This is a genomic window from Alteraurantiacibacter aquimixticola (genome assembly GCF_004965515.1).
Classification (GTDB): domain Bacteria; phylum Pseudomonadota; class Alphaproteobacteria; order Sphingomonadales; family Sphingomonadaceae; genus Alteraurantiacibacter; species Alteraurantiacibacter aquimixticola.
This window is the reverse complement of record NZ_SSHH01000003.1, coordinates 57,847-74,423: the sequence shown is the minus strand read 5'-3', so window position 1 is coordinate 74,423 and position 16,577 is coordinate 57,847. Positions and strand designations below refer to the sequence as shown.

The window sequence follows — 16,577 nt, the reverse complement described above, 5'->3', positions numbered from 1 at the left end:
GCCTTTTGATATGGACCGTTGGCAGATTGGCCGCTTCCCGCGCCGGAGCGATGCGGTAAGTGTAGAGCCCATGAAAAGGCTTATCGTTCCGCTCTTGCTGCTGCTCGCCCTTTTTCCGGCGCGCGCGATGGCGCAAGAGGAGCCGGAGCCTTTCGCTGCCGAAGTGGTGCGCGATGGCGATGCGTGGCGCGCCACCTTCCACATTCCCGGCAAGGCACCGGTCTGGGCCTTCTCACGCTCGGCCCTTCAGCGCATCAGCGGAACTTCATGGCGCCCGGACAGCTGGACCGTGCTGACCCCGGGTGTCACGCTGGAGCGGATCGGCCGCTTCGACGCGCTTGTGGCGGAAGGCGGCGCCATGCCCGCCACGGTCGAGATTGCCTTCACCCCCCTCGCCGTCGATCTCGTCGCCGATTACGATCCGGCCATCATCCTCTCCAATGGGTCGCTGGCCATCTATACAGGGCATTTCGGCGCCTTTCCGGTCGCGAGCCGCGCGGAGCTGGAGGCGATGCCCGGTCCCGGCAGCTATCCCGAGCGCGTCAGCCTGCGCGACGAAGGCGGCGAGGTACTCCATCGCGGCACCCGCTATCGCAGCGCGACGCTTTCCGGCGGTGGTTATGTGATCTTCGGCGATGTCGAAGTGATCGAAAGCGAGCATGTTGCGACCATCCTCGATCCCGGCCTGCCGCAATGGCTCGCGGACGGCATGGGCGCCTTCGCCGACGAGGCCTTCACTTTCTACACGGACCGGCTGGGCGATCATGCGGAGAGCCGGCCGGTGATCCTGGCCAGCTGGGCCGGGCCGACGCCCGAAATCATCAGCCTTGGCGGCAGCGTTGCCGGGAATATGATCGGCATGAGGCTGGAAGGCGCAGGGCTGGTCGATCCGGTGCCGCAGGCGCTCGAACGCGCACAATGGTTCGTCGCGCATGAAGGCGCGCATTTCTGGCTGGGGCAGACAATCGGCTATCGCGACCGGCGCGACATGTGGATCACCGAAGGCGGTGCGGACCTGCTCGCCATGCGGCTGATGGAGCGGCAGGAGCTGAGCGAGGGTTCGGACATGCTGGCACTGGTCGACAAGGCGCGCGAGGATTGCGCGGCGCTGCTGCCCAATGGCGGTATCTGGTCCGCAGACGACCGGGGTGACAACCGCGCCTATTATGCCTGCGGCATGTTGTTCGCATTGGCGGTCGATCGGGCGGGCGCGGCGCGCGGGGAGGATTTCTTCACTTTCGTCACCGGCCTGATTGCCGCACAACCTGAAGGCAAGGTCGGCGCCGACGAATGGCTCGATGCCGCTGCCGATTTCGGCCTGTCGCAAGAGATGCTCGCGCTGATGCGCGTACTGCTGGAGGAAGGCAGCAATGATGGCCAGGGCGCGGTCGCCCGCCTGCTTGGCCAGAATGCCTGACCAGCTCCGTTGCAGGCAAAAGAAAAGGCCCGGTTAGAAAAACCGGGCCTGGAAAGTTTTGGGAGAGGATGCCTGAAAGGCAGGTTTGGTATGCTGGAGGGCACTTTATTTCGCAAGTGCGAAAAGCGCAACTGGAGTTGACTTTTATGCAACTCTATATACCTATTTGATTATAAATTATTTTCATGGTTTCAATCTGGTTAACAGGTTGCTTTGGATACTGGATTTTGCCGCTTGCGTGCCCGCTATGTTGCGTTGCACTATAAATGAACTGCGGGTGACAGGGCTGCGGGAGACGCCTATTGTTCGCCCCTGGATCAACCCGGTCGGAGGCGCCCTTCCCATGCAGAAACTCTTTCCCGATGCAGCTTCCGCTCTGGACGGCCTGTTGCATGACGGCATGCTGATCGCGAGCGGCGGCTTCGGCCTGTGCGGCATTCCCGAACGGCTGCTGACCGCCATTCGCGACAGCGGGGTGAAGGACCTTACCTTCGCCAGCAATAATGCCGGGATCGACAATGAAGGCATCGGCATGCTGCTGCGCAGCCGCCAGGTGAAGAAGATGATCAGCTCCTATGTCGGCGAGAACAAGGAGTTCGAGCGGCAGTACTTGGCGGGCGAGCTGGAGGTGGAATTCTGCCCGCAAGGCACTTTGGCCGAACGCATGCGTGCAGGCGGCGCGGGAATTCCCGGCTTCTACACCAAGACCGGCGTCGGCACGCAGGTGGCCGAGGGCAAGGAAGTGAAGAGCTTCGACGGCCCGCACGGACCGGAAAACTACATCCTCGAACATGGCATCTTCGCCGACCTGTCGATCGTCAAGGCGTGGAAGGCGGATGAGACGGGCAACCTCATGTTCCGCAAGACCGCGCGCAATTTCAACCTGCCCGCCGCAACCTGCGGCAAGGCCTGCGTGGTCGAGGTGGAGGAAGTGGTGCCTGCCGGATCGCTCGATCCCGACTGCATCCATTTGCCCGGCGTCTATGTCCAGCGCATGGTGGTCGGCGCGCCTTATGACAAGAAGATCGAGTTCACCACCACGCGTGAGAGGGAGGCGGCCTGATGATCGGCAAGAAGACAGGCGGTCATCCCGGCGCCATCGATGCCGAGCGTGGCCATAACACCACCGGACTCGACACGGTGCAGGACTACCGGAAGCCCAACTGATGCGTCGGCGCACCCGCTTATTCGCGCTGATGGCGCTCTCGGCCGGCATGTTGCAGGGCTGCCAGACGCTGGACAAGGTGAACATCCTCGCGGCGATCGACGGGCCCTTCGTCCCGCGTTCCGAACGCGGCGCAAATGTGCAGGAGCAGTCGCTTGCCGCAGCAGCAGCCTCGGAGGAGGAAACCATCATCGCGGCCCCCGCGCCGGAAGAGGAGGCGACGGACGTCGCCACCGCCTTTGCCGACTTCAGGGCTCCTGCCAGAACGGAGAGCACTCCGGCCCCTCCTCCCGTAACCGCCCCCCGCCCCGAACCTGCGACACGGGAGCTGCCTGCATTGGCTGCCAGCGTCCTGGAGATGGCGCCCGCCCGGCGGCCGGCCAGCCAGCCGGCACTCACCCTCCCGTCGCCGCTTACCGGCTTTCGCAGTTTCTACGAATTCACCCTTGCAAGTCTCGCCAAACCCGGTGATCGCGAGAGCATGCTGCTGGCCGATCCGCCCAGCCTCAACCCGGCGCTCAAGAGCTGCGAGCGCCTGCCGCCTGCCGTGCTGATCGATCTCGATCCCGCTGGCGGCCTCATCCCGCTCACGAGCAGCAGCGCACCCGATCCGGAATTCGCCACCTCCCTCGCCACGCTGCGGCGGCGCGGGGCGACGATCTACTGGATCAGCGGCCACCTGCCCGATGCCGAGCCGCAGCTGCGCGAACTGCTGAAGGAAAGTGGCATGGATCCCGGCGGCATCGACCCGCTGATCGCCACCGGCCTCGGCGCGGAGAGGAAGCAGGAGCGGCGCCACGCGCTGGGCGAGAGCCACTGCCTCATCGCCATCCTCGGCGATAACCGCGGCGATTTCGACGAACTCTTCGACTATTTGCGCGACCCCGCGCTGGCCGAGCCGCTGGAAGTGCATATCGGCCAAGGCTGGTTCATCGCTCCCCCACCACTCGACTGAAGGATTGCACCTGTATGCCCCAAGAGGCCAAAGGATGGACCCGTGACGAAATGGCTGCCCGCGCCGCGCAGGAGCTGGAGGACGGCTTCTATGTCAATCTCGGCATCGGCATTCCCACGCTGGTCGCGAACCATATCCCGGCAGGTATGCAGGTCACGCTGCAGAGCGAGAACGGCATGCTGGGCATCGGCCCCTTCCCCTATCCGGACGAGGTGGATGCCGACCTGATCAATGCCGGCAAGCAGACGATCAGCGAGCTGCCGCACTCCGCCTATTTCGACAGCGCGGCCAGCTTCGCCATGATCCGCGGCGGGCATATCGACCTCACCGTACTGGGTGCGATGGAAGTGTCCGAGAAAGGCGACATCGCCAACTGGATGATCCCCGGCAAGATGGTGAAGGGCATGGGCGGCGCGATGGACCTTGTCGCGGGCGTGAAGAAGATCATCGTGGTGATGGAGCATGTCTCCAAGCATGGCGATCCCAAGTTCATTCCCGAATGCACGCTGCCGCTGACCGGGCAGAACGTGGTCGACATGATCGTCACCGACCTCGCCGTGTTCCAGCGGCCCGACCACGACGCCCCCTTCAAACTGGTGGAACTCGCCCCCGGCGTGACGGCGGAGGAAGTCGCCGAGAAGACCACCGCCCATTACGAAAGCTGACCGGAAGTGACCGCCTACACGCTCATCACCGCCAACCGGAATTACTCCAGCTGGAGCCTCAGGCCCTGGCTGCTGATGAAGGCGTTGGGTATCCCCTTCGCCGACCGGATCGAGCCCTTCCTCAAGCCGGTAAACTGGGAGGAATTCCGCGCCTTCTCGCCCAGCGGACAAGTGCCCGTCCTGCTCGATGGCGACCGCACGATCTGGGATTCGCTCGGCATCACGCTCTACCTCGCCGAGCGGCATAAGGGCGTGTGGCCCAAGGACGAGGCGGCGCGCGCCTTCGCCATGTGCGCGGTCACCGAAATGCATGGCGGCTTCTCGGCCCTGCGCAACCAGTGCCCGATGAATGTCGGCGTGCGGGTGGAGCAGGAGGGGCAGGACGCCGCGCTAACCAAGGACGTCGCCCGCATCCGCGAATTGTTCGAGGAAGGGCTGGAACGCTTCGGCGGCCCCTGGCTCGGCGGGCCGGACTTCACCGCCGTGGACGCCTTCTTCGCTCCCGTCGCCTACCGCGTGCGCACCTTCGGCCTCGACGTAGGCAAAGGGCAAGCCTGGGTCGACCACGTCATCGCCCACCCCGCCATGCAGGAATGGGAACAAGCCGCCCTCGCCGAAACATGGCGCGAGCAGAGCCACGAGGCCGAGATCGGCGCGGCGGGACGGATCACCGAGGACTTCCGTCAATAGCCCTCCGTTCGCCCTGAGCCCGGCGAAGGGCGAGTTGCCGCGCTCCCCACCGAAAGCAGGCGCTTACCATTTCGCGCTATGATGCTGCTCTGATCATTGCGCCTGTCACAAACAGGCCGGCGAGAGGAGAATTGGGCGTGATAGGGCGGTTTCTGGTGGCGGCACTGATGGCGCTCTCGCTCGCTTCGTGCGGCGACGATGCGTTCCCGGACTATCATTACAAGATGACCGTCTATGTTGGCGGGCAGGCCTTCTCCTCGGTCCGGGCAGTGGAGCAGGAGGAGGTGTCCAGCGTTGTCGATTCGACCGGACGAACCGTCAAGACGTCCATGCGCGGTGAGGCGGTGATCATCGATCACCCCAACGGGCGTACCTATTATGCCCTGATCGGCAAGTCAGGCAGTCCGCAATACGGTGCCTTTGCCGCCGAACTTGCACTGATGCCACTGGTGACGAAGGCACAGAGCGCCTCCACCGACAACTGGACGGGGGAGAACCAGTCGGGCGATCTCGACCTGCGCGCTCGCGACCATCAGGCGATGGTGGCGATCGAAGGGCCGCAGGAATTGCGCCGCCGCGTCCCGGTGGACGAATTGCGGCGCCACAGCGGCTCGGGCGACCCCGACTTCCCGGCCTGGCCGATGTTCGTGACCTTCTCCGATCCCGCCGACCCGCGCACCGTGCGCGAGGTGTCTCCCGACAGCTTGGGCGTCGAGCGCATCACCATCGAGATAACCGATGAGGATGTGACGACGGGGATTGAGGAACGTCTTGGTTGGCTCAGTCGGCTCGGGGGCGGTTATCTGAGTGGTCGAGGGACGGCGGTCGGATCGCCTTACGGATTGAGTGGCAGTGCCTTCAGCGAAGGAAATGGCATATGAATAGAGACCTCTTCCTCGCCATTCTTGCGTCACGCCTGCCAACCGATTGACATTGCGCGTCAGATCAGTCATTTCTGAAACGACAGAAATCCCCAAGGACGCAGCCGAGCCGTGAAGATCACCGATATCCCCGAGGCCGAAGCCTTTATCCTCCATTGGGGGGAGATGGGCAGCCATTGGGGTGTGAACCGCTCGGTCAGCCAGGTGCACGCGCTGCTCTATTTGTCCGACCGGCCGCTGCATGCGGAGGAGGTTTGCGAGACGCTGGGCCTTGCCCGCTCCAACGTCTCCAACGCGCTCAAGGAATTGCAGGGCTACGGCATCATCCGCCGCCAGCATGTCGCGGGCGACCGGCGCGACCATTTCGTGGCCGAGACGGACCTGTGGGACATGCTCATGCGCATCAGTGCCGAGCGCAAGAAGCGCGAGATCGACCCAACCATCGAGACCCTGCGCGAGCTCGCCGAGAAGCTGGAGGGCCGCAAGGACGTGCCCGCCCATGTCCGCGAGCGGATCGGCCGGATGCACGAATTCATCGGCACGCTCGCCAATTGGTATGAGGATGTTCGCCGCCTGCCCAAATCCACGCTCGTCACGCTGATGAAGCTGGGCGGCAAGGTCGCGCGGCTGATCCCGGGGAAGTCTGGGAAGGGGTGACCCCAACCCAACCAGAAAGCTGAAAAGGAGACGCCAGACCCACCTTCCCCGAACTTCGCAAAAATATTTCTGTATTTACCGAAACAACAGGAGGAAACGATGTTGATCGAAGTAAGCTATGCCCTCTATCTCGCCTTCAGCATCGGGCTGACCGTCTGGGTCGCCCGCACGCTCAGCTCCAATGGCGAAATTTTCCTGATCGACTGCTTCGGCCATGACGAGAAGCTGGCGCGCAGCACCAACCACTTGCTGGTGGTCGGCTTCTACCTCGTGAACTTGGGCTTCATCTTGCTCGCCCTGCAATTTGGACGCGAGCCGACGACCGGGCCCGAGGCAATCCGCTTCATCGCCACCAAGGTCGGCCTCGCCGTGCTGGTCCTGGGCGGATGGCACTTCTTCAACATGCACGCGATCGCGAAGTTCGGGCGCAAGGTCGGACGCTGGATCCGCGAAGCGCATGTGCTGAACGGATGATGCGACAGGGGGCAGGCGAAAGCCTGTCCCCGCCGGTCGCGTAAGGAGGCTGATATGAGAGATGCAATCCGCAACCTGGCCGCAGCTGTGCTGTGGGGCACGTCGGCAGGCGGTGCGCCATTTCTGCTCATAACCATTCCCGTCTTCTGGTCGGGGTTGGAGCACAGCGGGGTGGAAATGATCTGGGCCGCTTTCCTGCCGCTCGTCTATGCTGGCCTGCTGGTGCTCGCGGCAGCAATCGCAATCGGCTTGCCACTCACTGCACTGCTTGGTGAAGCAGGCATGGAAAGCCCAGTAAATTACATGATTGCCGGGGCGCTGTTTGGGTTCCTGATTCCGGCGACGCTACTTGCCGCACTTGTAGGAGAAGGCGCGGTGGGCCTTCTCTTTGGCATTCCGGGCACGCTGGCGGGCACGGCGACGGCATTCCGCTGGAGCATGTGGAGGACGAAGGTCCAATCACAAGACTGCGGACTTGAAAGCGAATAAACGCTCCGCTCTCGTTTAGGCGGAAAGCACCCCCCTTTCCTACACACCCCTGACCCCTCCATCCGGCGCGGCATGACCCGCTCCGCATCAAGCTGGCCACGCTATGCGCGTGTACCGCTCTTCCTCCCCGTCCCCTTGCGCGACCGTCGCGATGGCTGGAGCTATGAGCGGCAGGTGCGCTTTATCGGCTTCCTCGCCGAAACCGGGTCGGTGGCGGAAGCTGCGGCGCGTGTGGGGATGAGCCGCATGGCCGCCTATCGCTTGCGCCGCTGCGAGGGGGCGGAGAGCCTGGCCCATGCGTGGGATGCGGTGATCGCGCTGCATCGCGGGCGGGACGTGCCGCAGCGGAAGGTTACACTCGGGGAGCTGCCCGAACATGCCTTTGCCGGGCCGGTGCGGATCGCGATGCGCCGGGGCCGCTTCCTCCGCGCACGGCGCAAACCGGGCAATTCCGCGCTGTTGCAGTTCCTCCGGCGGCTGGATGCGGCGGAGCGTCGCGGCGGGATCGGGGCTGGGAAATGAGCCGCAAGACCCTTTCACATTTACCCCGCTTTGGCGTTCCACGCGCCGTCGCGCTTGCAAATGCCCGCGCTTGGTGGGAGCCATGGGGCAAGCGCCCGAAGGCGCGGGGGAGAGGGAGAGACGACCGACATGGATATGCGGCGCAATTCGCCATGGTTGGCGCTGGTGGTGCTGGCGGCGATCAGCACGGTGGGCTTTATCGACCGCATCGTGGTCAATGTGTTGGTGGAGCCGATCAAGGGCGAGTTCGGCCTGTCGGACGGGCAGGTCTCGCTGATGGCGCTGGCCTTCACCGTGCTCAATATCGGCGCGGGGCTGGTGATCGCACGGCTGGCGGAACGGGTGCGGCGCTTGTCGCTGATCTCCGCCGGGACGCTGGTGTGGTCGGCGGCGACGGCCTTGTGCGGCTGGGCCGGTGGCTGGATCCAGCTGCTGCTGGCGCGCATGGGCGTGGGCCTGGGCGAGGCGATCGGGCTGCCCAGCCTGCAATCGGTGATCGCCGACTACTTCCCTGCCAATCGCCGGGGCCTTGCGATCTCGATCCTGATGCTCGCGCCGCCCATTGGCGCATTCGTGGGCTTCGTTGGCGGCGGGTGGATCGCGCAGGAATATGACTGGCGCTTCACCTTCCTGATGGCGGCGATCCCCGGCGGCTTGCTGGCAGTGATCGCCTGGTTCCTGGTGGCAGAGCCGAAACGTGGGGCCTTCGACGGCGCGGCCGCCGATGAGGATGTGCCGCCGATGGGCGCGGTGCTGAAGCGGCTGCTGGGCCTGCCGAGCGCGCGCAACCTCGTCTTCGGATCGGCGCTGGCGGCGATGCTGGGCTTCGGGCTCAACTACTTCTTCACCTCGCTGATGATCCGCAAGTTCGAGGTCGGGCTGGCCGAGGCGGGGTTCTATGCAGGCGTGATCGCCAGCGCGCCCGCCGCTATCTCCGTGATCGTCAGCGGCATGCTGGGGGACCGGCTGGGGGAGAAGAACCCGGCCGCCTATGCGCTGGTGCCCGCCGTGTGCCTGCTGCTGGGCGGGCCGATCTATGTATGGGCGATCACGCGCGAGGAGCTGGTGACGTTGCTGGCTCTGGTGAGCGTCGCGACCTTCCTGTGCTTCGGCTATCTCGGCATCACCTTCGCCGCCTTGCAGAACCTGATGCATCCGCGGATGCGGGCGACGGCCTATGCGGTGCTGCAGGTGTTCTATGGCCTCGCGAGCGCCTTCGGGCCGATCCTGCTGGGCTATATGAGCGATGGCTTTGCCGCGAGCCGGGGCGAGGTCGACGGGCTGGTACTGGCGATGGCGATTACCGGCGCGCTCTATGTCTGGGCGGGGGTGCACTACCTGCTCGCCGCGCGGCACTATGCGCGGGATCTGGCGAGCACCAAGGGAGCCTCGGGCGCATAGATAAAGGGGCGAGGCCTTGTGCGGCCCCGCCCCTTCAGAAACTCACGAAAGGAGAATGTCCAATCAGCCAAGCGCGGCCTTGAGATCGTCCACCAGGTCGGTCCGCTCCCACGGGAAGAAGTCGCCTTCCGCCTTGCGGCCGAAGTGGCCGTAAGCGGCGCTGGTGCGGTAGATCGGCTTGTTGAGGCCCAGATGCGTGCGGATGCCGCGCGGGGTCAGGCCGCCGAGCTTCCCGATCGAATTGATCGCCTCTTCCAGTCTGTCGTCGCCCACCGTTCCGGTGCCGTGCGTATCGACATAGAGCGACAGCGGCTTCGACACGCCGATGGCATAGGCGAGCTGGATGGTGCAGCGCTGGGCAAGGCCCGCCGCGACGATGTTCTTGGCGAGGTAGCGGCTGATATAGGCGGCCGAACGGTCCACCTTCGTCGGGTCCTTGCCGGAGAAGGCACCGCCGCCATGGGGCGATGCGCCGCCATAGGTATCGACGATGATCTTGCGCCCAGTCAGGCCCGCATCGCCATCCGGACCACCGATCTCGAAGCTGCCGGTGGGATTGATGTGATAGACGGTCTCGTCGCTGAGCAGCTCGGCCGGGATGACGTCGGCGATCACCGACTTCACATAGTCGTGCAGCTCCTGCTCCTTCTCGCCCTGGTCGTAGCCCGGCGCATGCTGGGTGGAGACGACCACGGCGGTGCAGGCCACCGGCACGCTGCCTTCATAACGCAGGGTGACCTGGCTCTTGGCATCGGGCTCCAGGAAAGGCGCCTTGCCCGAGTGACGGTCCGCCGCCATCTGCTGCAGGATCTTGTGGCTGAAATCGAGCGTGGCGGGCATCAGGTCGGGCGTATCGTCGGCGGCATAGCCGAACATGATGCCCTGGTCGCCCGCGCCCTCATCCTTGTTGCCGCTGGCATCGACGCCCTGCGCAATATGCGCGGACTGGCCGTGCAGGTGGTTCTCGAAAGTCAGCGTTTCCCAGTGGAAGCCATCCTGCTCATAGCCGATGTCCTTCACCACATTGCGCACCGTCCGCTCGATCTCCTCCAGCGCGCCGGGTGCCCACTCGCCATTCTCGTACACGCCCTTGCAGCGGATCTCCCCCGCCAGCACCACCAGCTGGGTGGTGGTCAGCGTTTCGCAGGCGACGCGCGCCTCCGGATCCTTCGACAGGAAGAGGTCGACAATGGCGTCCGAAATCTGGTCGGACACCTTGTCGGGATGGCCTTCGGAGACACTTTCAGACGTGAAGAGATAGGATTGGCGCATGTCGTGGTGCTGTCCTTAGGGAAGATTGGAAAGGAAATTTCGCCTTCGAGGTCTAACGCTGCGTTCTATGCATTGCAACGGATGCGAGGAGCAGAAGCAAGAACGCCCAGGCGAGCGGCAGGAGATTGCCGAGGCGAGCAAAGAGCGTCGGCTCTGCGGCGGGAGGGAGCATGACATCGATCCGGCCCGCATGATGGCTGGGCAGCATCGCCCGCACCACGCCGCGCGCATCGATCACGCCGGAGATGCCAGTGGTGGTGGCGCGCAACACCGGCAGGCCTTCCTCGATCGCGCGCAGCCGGGCTTGGGCAAAATGCTGCGGCGGGCCGAAAGCCCCAAACCAGCCGTCATTGGTCGGATTGAAGATAAAATCGGGGCGGTCATCGCGGTCAACGACCTGCCCTGAAAAGACGATCTCGTAGCAGATCTGCACACCCGCGCGGCCATGGGGTCCAAGGTCGAGCGTCGCGGGGCCGGGACCGGTCAGGAAGTCGATGGAACCGGGGACAAGGCGGCTCAGGCCGATGGGCTCCAGCAGTGGGCGCAGGGGCAGGTATTCGCCAAAGGGCACAAGGTGAGCCTTTGAATACACGCCTGCAATCCCGCCCCGGTCATCGAGTGCGGTCACCGAATTCCACGCCCCGACCAGCCGTCCTTCGGCGAGTTCGAGGCGCTGCCCGCCGGTCAGTAACATGCTTCCCTCGCCCAAGGTACGAGCGATACGCATCCGGGCGTATTCCGGGCTGCCGAGCGCGGTGGTGCGCGTGTAATAGCGCTGGGGATAGCCGCTCTCCAGATAGTCGGCCAAGCCCGATTCCGGCCACAGCACAAGCCGATGCTCGCCAGGCTCTCCGCGCGGCAGCGAGAGCTGGGCAAGCCTGAGAAAGCTGTTCTCATATTGGCGCGGATCATGGAGCCATTCCTGGCGTATATCGGGCTGCGCAATGGTGACGGGCAGCGTGCCTTCCTCACCTTCGCCGGCAGGCCAGTAGATGCCCAGGGCGAGCAGCAGCACCGCCAGCACCGATGGCAACCAGCGCCGCGCAAGCAAGAGCCACGCCAGCCCGGCTGCCAGCAGGGCGGCAAGGCCGGACAGCGCATAGGTGCCCAGAACGGGTGCCAAAGCCGCCAGTCCCGGCCGGTCCATCGGCCCCAGCAGCATGATACCGAGCGGGTTCCAGGCAAAACCGGTGAGGACCCAGCTGCGCAGCCATTCGGCAATGATCCAGCACCCGGCAAAGGCCAGCGCAAACGCCATGCCGCCAGCATGCTGCTTCGCGATCAATCGCGTGCCCAGCGCCGCGAGGGCGGGAAAGGCCGAAAGGGGAATTGAGAGCAATGGCACGGCCGGCCAGCCGAGCACGGCGGGCATGTTCGCCTGGTAGGTGAAGGCGACGGCGATCCAGTTGTTGCCGAAGGTGAAATGGCCCATGCCGAAGAGCCAGCCGAGCCATGCCGCCTGCCTCCAGCCCGATGTGGCCGGGATCATGGCCGCAAACAGGCCGGTTGCCAGCAGGCCGAGCGGCCACAGCGCCAATGGCTGGAAGCCGGTGGCGGATAGCACTCCCAGCAGCACGGCGAGCCAGCCCGCGCGGGCCGGAAGCCTGCCCTCTGCGATGGCACTGAAAATCCCGGCGAAGCGCGTCATCGGCGCTTCACTGGACCGGCTGGACACGGCTGACAAGTGCTAGCGGAAGCTATCGCTCGCAGCGCGCCTTTCAGCGCGCAGCGGCGATCAGCCTACGGCCTGCAGCTCGTCCTCGCCGCCGTCATCGCTGCTGCGCGGCTTGCGAGCACGCGAGCGGCGCGGCTTTGCCTCCGGCTCGTCATCGTCATCGCTGTCATCGCCGCGCGCGATGGAAGGCGGCAGCATGTCCGGATCGAGCCCGCCATCGCTGTCGCCATCATCGGCCTTCTTGCGGCTGGTGCGCTTCTTCTTCGGCTTTTCGGCGAAGGGATTATCGCCGTCATCGGCGTCGCCCTCATGGCCGCGCTGGCCCTGCTGGTCGCCATCGTCCTCGGACTTCTCGCGCCGCGAGCGGCCGCGCTGCTTGCGCTGGCTGCGATCCTCGGTGCGATCGTCCTCGTCACCGTCATCATCGTCGCGGCTGTCGCCACGCTCCGCATCGCGCTTGGCGCGCTGCTCATCCTTCTGCGCCTTGCTGTCGGCAATGACGCGGAAATAGTGATCGGCGAATTGCAGGTAGTATTCGGTCTGCACCCGATCGTCGTTCAGCGACGCTTCGTGCGCCAGCTTCTTGTACTTTTCGAGCAGCTGCGGCGCATTGCCCCGAGCGCGCGAATCGATCCGGTTGGACTGGTGCCCCCCGCCTCCACCGCGAGAGCTTCCGCGGCCACGGCGACGATTGTTATTGCGTTGATTATTCAAAGGAAATTCCGCTTCCTCGCTGGGACCGGCATTTTCATTCTCTCCGGTCGCATGACCCCGCGTTGCAGCGCCTTACGCAGCTGCACGTTCTCCGATTTGCGTAGGCTAAGGGCGTATCAGCGCCGCTTACACAGCAAATTGAGGAGTTTCAGGCCCCAGGTCATGGCTAAGACGCCTTTTGCACCATGGGCCTGTCAATAGAGGTAGCTACTCGCAAATGGTTTGCCAAGTCCTAATCTGAAGAGGACTCAATCGCCGGTAAGCATTAGCACCAGCGCACGCGGCCTGCCGGCAAGATCGCGATGTAATTTTGTCGAAAAACCAGCCGCTTGCGCGATCTTCGCCACCGAATCCGCCTGTGCCGCGCCGATTTCGAGGACGGCCACCCCGCCTGCAGCCAGAAGGGCGGGCAATTGGGGGATGAGGATGCGGTAGTCGTCCAGCCCCTCCGGCCCGGCGAACAGCGCTTCTGCCGGCTCCCAATCGGCAACATCGGGATCGAGCGTGGCGGTGGTTTCGACATAGGGCGGGTTGGCGAGGATGAGGTCGAACTGGCCGAGCTCATCCTTCCAGTCCGGCTCATGCCAGTTGCGATGGAGGATATGCACCCGCTCCTGCAGCCCCAGCCGCGAGGCATTGAGCGAGGCGACGGCCATGGCGCCCAGCGAACGGTCGATGCCGATCCCTTCCGCCTCCGGACGTTCGGCCAGCACGGTAAGCAGGAGCGCGCCCGTGCCCACGCCGCAATCGAGCACGCGCGCCTTTGCCGGGGCATGGGCGAGCGCAGCTTCGATGATCGTCTCGCTATCGCCGCGCGGGATCAGCACTTCGTAATTCACGACGAAATCGCGGCCGTAGAATTCCTGCAGGCCGACAATGTAGGCGACCGGCTCGCACTGCATGCGGCGGGCGAGGAGATCGGCGAAGCTGTCCGGAACGTCGGAGTCCATATGCTTCAATAACAGGTCGGAGCGAGTCACCCCAAGCGCATGGGCCATCAGCACTTCGGCGTCGAGCCGCGCCGTGCCCGATGTCGCTTCCAGCTGCCGGGCCGCATCGCGCAGGGCCTCGGCGACCGTCACCTCAGGCCTCCATCGCCGCGAGGCGCTTGGCCTCGTCTTCGGCGGTGAGGGCATCGACGATCTCGCCCAGCGCCTGCCCCGCCAGCACCTCGTCCAGCTTGTGCAGGGTGAGGCCGATGCGGTGATCGGTCACGCGGCCTTGCGGGAAGTTGTAGGTGCGGATGCGTTCGGAGCGGTCGCCCGATCCGACCATGGCGCGCCGTGCCGCGGCCTCCTCGCCCTGCGCTTCCTCACGCATTTTCTCATAGAGGCGCGCGCGCAGCACCTGCATGGCCTTGGCCCGGTTCTTGTGCTGGCTGCGCTCATCCTGCTGGATCACCACGAGACCAGTGGGCAGGTGGGTGATGCGCACAGCAGAGTCGGTGGTGTTGACGTGCTGTCCGCCCGCCCCGGAGGCGCGGTAGATATCGATCTTGAGGTCGTTATCGTTGATCTGGACATCGACCTCGGTCGGCTCGGGCAGCACGGCAACGGTGGCGGCGGAAGTATGGATGCGCCCGCCGCTTTCGGTCACCGGCACACGCTGCACGCGGTGCACGCCGCTTTCCCATTTGAGCTTGGCGAACACGCCTTGCCCGGTGATATTGGCCACGATTTCCTTGAAGCCGCCCGCATCGCTCGCATTCATGCTGACGGGTTCGACGCGCCAGCCCTGCTCGGCCGCGAAGCGCTCATACATGCGGTAGAGATCGCCGGCGAAGAGCGCCGCTTCATCGCCGCCGGTGCCGGCGCGGATTTCGAGCATGGCGGGGCGCTGGTCGGCCTCGTCCTTGGGCAGCATGGCTATGGCCAGGTCGCGCTCGGCCCCCGGTAGGGCCTTCTTGAGGCCCGCTAGCTCCTCCTCGGCCATGGCCTTCATTTCGGGATCGGCGAGCATTTCGGTGAGCCCGGCAATCTCCTCGCGCATCGCGGTGACTTCCGCCGCCGCCTTCGCCACCGGCTCCAGCTCGGCATAGTCGCGGGAAGCCTGCACGAACGCCTCACCCTCCAGCTGGCCCGAGGCCATGCGCGCCTCAAGCTCCGCAAAGCGGTGGGTGATTTGCTGCAGGCGTTCGGCGGGGATGGTCATTGCAATCTTCTCTATTCGTCATTCCCGCGAAGGCGGGAATCCAGTTCGCTCGGCATCATCTGGATCCCCGCCTTCGCGGGGATGACGAGGTCTAGGACTCCTTGAGTGCGCCGACCAGCCGAATACCATCAGCGTCGCCAGCTTTGATCCGTCGATCAATCGTCCCGTCGCGCATAGCGTATGACACAATGGATCGCGCGCCGGATTTGACGGCCTTGTCGAACCTCTTGCGCGGGCTCCCCGTAGCGAAGAGCTCTGCCGACATGCCCGCACGACGAATGGCCCCGAGTGCGCCGGTCGCCTCTCCCAGCGTGGCATCGTCCTCAACGACCACCGCCCAGTCCGCGACATCCTCACCGACACCTTCGACCAGCATCGCCAGCCGCTCGATCCCGGCAGCCCAGCCGACCGCAGGCGTTGCGGGACCGCCGAGGCTCTCCATCAACCCGTCATAGCGCCCGCCGCCGAGCACCGTGCCCTGCGCGCCCAGCCGGTCGGTGATGAATTCGAAGGCCGTGTGGCGATAATAGTCGAGGCCGCGCACCAGCTTGTCGAGCCGCTGCCACTTCACGCCCGCCGCATCGAGGCCGCTGGTCACCGCGCCGAAGAAGTCCTCAGCCTCGGCAGTCAGGAATTCGTCGATCTTGGGCGCATCGGCAACGAAGGCCTGGTCGCGCGGATCCTTGGAATCGAGGATGCGCAGAGGGTTGCGCTCGAGCCTATCCTGGCTGTCCTCCGACAGCTCGCCGCGCACCGCCTGGAAGTAGGCGAGCAGCGCCGCGCGCCAGCTGTCGCGGCTGTCGGCATCGCCCAGCGTGTTGAGCTGCAAGGTCACGCCATCGGCGACGCCCAGCTCCTTCAGCAACTGGTCCGCCATGCACAGCAGCTCGACATCGGCCTGCGGTTCGGCGGCGCCGATGATCTCCGCATCGATCTGGTGGAACTGGCGATAGCGGCCCTTTTGCGGGCGCTCGTAACGGAACAGCGGGCCATGCGTCGCCACCTTCAACGGCGCATATTGCTGCCAGCCATCGGTGAGATAGGCGCGCGCGATTCCGGCGGTGAATTCCGGACGCAGCGTCAGCGATTCCCCGCCGCGATCGTCGAAGGAATACATTTCCTTGGAGACCACGTCGGTCGTCTCGCCCAGCGAGCGGGCGAAGACCTCGGTCTTTTCGAACACGGGCATTTCCACGCGGCGGAAGCGGTAAAGCTTCCGCACGCGCTCGAATGTCTCGACCACGAAGGCAAAGGCCTCCGCATCGGGTCCGAAAATGTCCTGCGTGCCGCGAATGGGGCGCGGCGTTTCTACCTTGCTCATGGGGAGCAGCCTTTAGGCATGCTGGCCGCCAAGGGCAATTCCCCGCCGCGCGTCATTGCGAGCGGAGCGTGGCAATCCAGGGTGGCACGCGAACTGCCCTGGATTGCCGCGTCGCCTGGCGGCTCCTC

The 16,577-nt window shown here is 64.9% G+C and carries 17 protein-coding genes; 11 read left to right on the top strand and 6 right to left on the bottom strand.

The genetic code is table 11. From position 1 onward, the window contains the following. Nucleotides 1-70 precede the first annotated feature (70 nt). From E5222_RS11345 to E5222_RS11295, 11 genes are all read left to right on the top strand, one after another. Nucleotides 71-1,417: a hypothetical protein gene (locus tag E5222_RS11345; protein WP_136693920.1), complete on the top strand. Its 1,347-nt coding sequence runs from the start codon at nt 71-73 to the stop codon at nt 1,415-1,417. 343 nt (nt 1,418-1,760) lie between these two features. Beyond that, nucleotides 1,761-2,480: a CoA transferase subunit A gene (locus E5222_RS11340; protein ID WP_136693919.1), complete on the top strand. Its 720-nt coding sequence runs from the start codon at nt 1,761-1,763 to the stop codon at nt 2,478-2,480. Nucleotides 2,481-2,613: 133 nt separating this feature from the next. Then, nucleotides 2,614-3,537 carry an HAD family hydrolase gene (locus tag E5222_RS11335; protein ID WP_211196145.1) on the top strand — a complete coding sequence of 308 codons (924 nt, stop codon included), beginning with the start codon at nt 2,614-2,616 and terminating at the stop codon, nt 3,535-3,537. Between the two features lie 14 nt (nt 3,538-3,551). Continuing rightward, nucleotides 3,552-4,202, top strand: a complete 651-nt coding sequence (locus E5222_RS11330; RefSeq protein ID WP_136693917.1) for a CoA transferase subunit B — start codon at nt 3,552-3,554, stop codon at nt 4,200-4,202. Between the two features lie 6 nt (nt 4,203-4,208). Then, entirely contained in the window at nt 4,209-4,892 is a 684-nt protein-coding gene (locus E5222_RS11325; protein ID WP_246021730.1) for a glutathione S-transferase family protein, read from the top strand. A gap of 137 nt (nt 4,893-5,029) precedes the next feature. Next, the gene (locus E5222_RS11320) at nt 5,030-5,773 is read left to right on the top strand and encodes a hypothetical protein (protein ID WP_136693916.1); all 744 of its coding nucleotides are present in this window, start codon (nt 5,030-5,032) and stop codon (nt 5,771-5,773) included. Nucleotides 5,774-5,884: 111 nt separating this feature from the next. After that, nucleotides 5,885-6,430 (top strand): GbsR/MarR family transcriptional regulator, encoded by a 546-nt coding sequence (locus E5222_RS11315; protein ID WP_136693915.1) that lies wholly within the window; start codon nt 5,885-5,887, stop codon nt 6,428-6,430. 99 nt (nt 6,431-6,529) lie between these two features. Further along, the gene (locus E5222_RS11310; protein WP_246021729.1) at nt 6,530-6,904 is read left to right on the top strand and encodes a hypothetical protein; all 375 of its coding nucleotides are present in this window, start codon (nt 6,530-6,532) and stop codon (nt 6,902-6,904) included. A 54-nt stretch (nt 6,905-6,958) separates the two neighbouring features. Continuing rightward, nucleotides 6,959-7,393 carry a hypothetical protein gene (locus tag E5222_RS11305; RefSeq protein ID WP_136693914.1) on the top strand — a complete coding sequence of 145 codons (435 nt, stop codon included), beginning with the start codon at nt 6,959-6,961 and terminating at the stop codon, nt 7,391-7,393. A 72-nt stretch (nt 7,394-7,465) separates the two neighbouring features. Next, nucleotides 7,466-7,915, top strand: a complete 450-nt coding sequence (locus E5222_RS11300) for a hypothetical protein (protein ID WP_136693913.1) — start codon at nt 7,466-7,468, stop codon at nt 7,913-7,915. 129 nt (nt 7,916-8,044) lie between these two features. Then, complete coding sequence (locus E5222_RS11295; RefSeq protein ID WP_169053565.1) at nt 8,045-9,316, top strand: spinster family MFS transporter; 1,272 nt, start codon at nt 8,045-8,047, stop codon at nt 9,314-9,316. 63 nt (nt 9,317-9,379) lie between these two features. Here E5222_RS11295 and metK read toward each other — a convergent pair whose 3' ends face one another. The 6 genes from metK to hisS all read right to left on the bottom strand — a co-directional run bounded on the left by metK (nt 9,380) and on the right by hisS (nt 16,449). Beyond that, nucleotides 9,380-10,588, bottom strand: coding sequence for a methionine adenosyltransferase (gene metK, locus E5222_RS11290; RefSeq protein ID WP_136693911.1), 1,209 nt, complete (start codon nt 10,586-10,588; stop codon nt 9,380-9,382). Between the two features lie 52 nt (nt 10,589-10,640). Further along, complete coding sequence (lnt, locus tag E5222_RS11285; RefSeq protein ID WP_136693910.1) at nt 10,641-12,236, bottom strand: apolipoprotein N-acyltransferase; 1,596 nt, start codon at nt 12,234-12,236, stop codon at nt 10,641-10,643. Between the two features lie 87 nt (nt 12,237-12,323). Then, nucleotides 12,324-12,977 carry a DUF4167 domain-containing protein gene (locus E5222_RS11280; protein ID WP_136693909.1) on the bottom strand — a complete coding sequence of 218 codons (654 nt, stop codon included), beginning with the start codon at nt 12,975-12,977 and terminating at the stop codon, nt 12,324-12,326. 248 nt (nt 12,978-13,225) lie between these two features. Next, nucleotides 13,226-14,059 (bottom strand): peptide chain release factor N(5)-glutamine methyltransferase, encoded by an 834-nt coding sequence (gene prmC / locus E5222_RS11275; RefSeq protein WP_246021728.1) that lies wholly within the window; start codon nt 14,057-14,059, stop codon nt 13,226-13,228. A gap of 1 nt (nt 14,060) precedes the next feature. Beyond that, nucleotides 14,061-15,128 carry a peptide chain release factor 1 gene (prfA, locus tag E5222_RS11270; protein WP_136693907.1) on the bottom strand — a complete coding sequence of 356 codons (1,068 nt, stop codon included), beginning with the start codon at nt 15,126-15,128 and terminating at the stop codon, nt 14,061-14,063. Nucleotides 15,129-15,219: 91 nt separating this feature from the next. Further along, a complete protein-coding gene (gene hisS / locus E5222_RS11265; RefSeq protein ID WP_136693906.1) occupies nt 15,220-16,449 on the bottom strand; it encodes a histidine--tRNA ligase in 1,230 nt (409 codons plus the stop codon). Between the last annotated feature and the right edge of the window lie 128 nt (nt 16,450-16,577).

Excerpts from the sequence above, each read along its gene's own strand:
- E5222_RS11345 (WP_136693920.1), top strand. The coding sequence starts at position 71 with ATGAAAAGGCTTATCGTTCCGCTCTTGCTGCTGCTCGCCCTTTTTCCG.
- E5222_RS11340 (WP_136693919.1), top strand. The coding sequence starts at position 1,761 with ATGCAGAAACTCTTTCCCGATGCAGCTTCCGCTCTGGACGGCCTGTTG.
- E5222_RS11335 (WP_211196145.1), top strand. The coding sequence starts at position 2,614 with ATGGCGCTCTCGGCCGGCATGTTGCAGGGCTGCCAGACGCTGGACAAG.
- E5222_RS11330 (WP_136693917.1), top strand. The coding sequence starts at position 3,552 with ATGCCCCAAGAGGCCAAAGGATGGACCCGTGACGAAATGGCTGCCCGC.
- E5222_RS11310 (WP_246021729.1), top strand. The coding sequence starts at position 6,530 with ATGTTGATCGAAGTAAGCTATGCCCTCTATCTCGCCTTCAGCATCGGG.
- E5222_RS11305 (WP_136693914.1), top strand. The coding sequence starts at position 6,959 with ATGAGAGATGCAATCCGCAACCTGGCCGCAGCTGTGCTGTGGGGCACG.
- E5222_RS11300 (WP_136693913.1), top strand. The coding sequence starts at position 7,466 with ATGACCCGCTCCGCATCAAGCTGGCCACGCTATGCGCGTGTACCGCTC.
- E5222_RS11295 (WP_169053565.1), top strand. The coding sequence starts at position 8,045 with ATGGATATGCGGCGCAATTCGCCATGGTTGGCGCTGGTGGTGCTGGCG.
- metK (WP_136693911.1), bottom strand. The coding sequence starts at position 10,588 with ATGCGCCAATCCTATCTCTTCACGTCTGAAAGTGTCTCCGAAGGCCAT.
- lnt (WP_136693910.1), bottom strand. The coding sequence starts at position 12,236 with ATGACGCGCTTCGCCGGGATTTTCAGTGCCATCGCAGAGGGCAGGCTT.
- prfA (WP_136693907.1), bottom strand. The coding sequence starts at position 15,128 with ATGACCATCCCCGCCGAACGCCTGCAGCAAATCACCCACCGCTTTGCG.
- hisS (WP_136693906.1), bottom strand. The coding sequence starts at position 16,449 with ATGAGCAAGGTAGAAACGCCGCGCCCCATTCGCGGCACGCAGGACATT.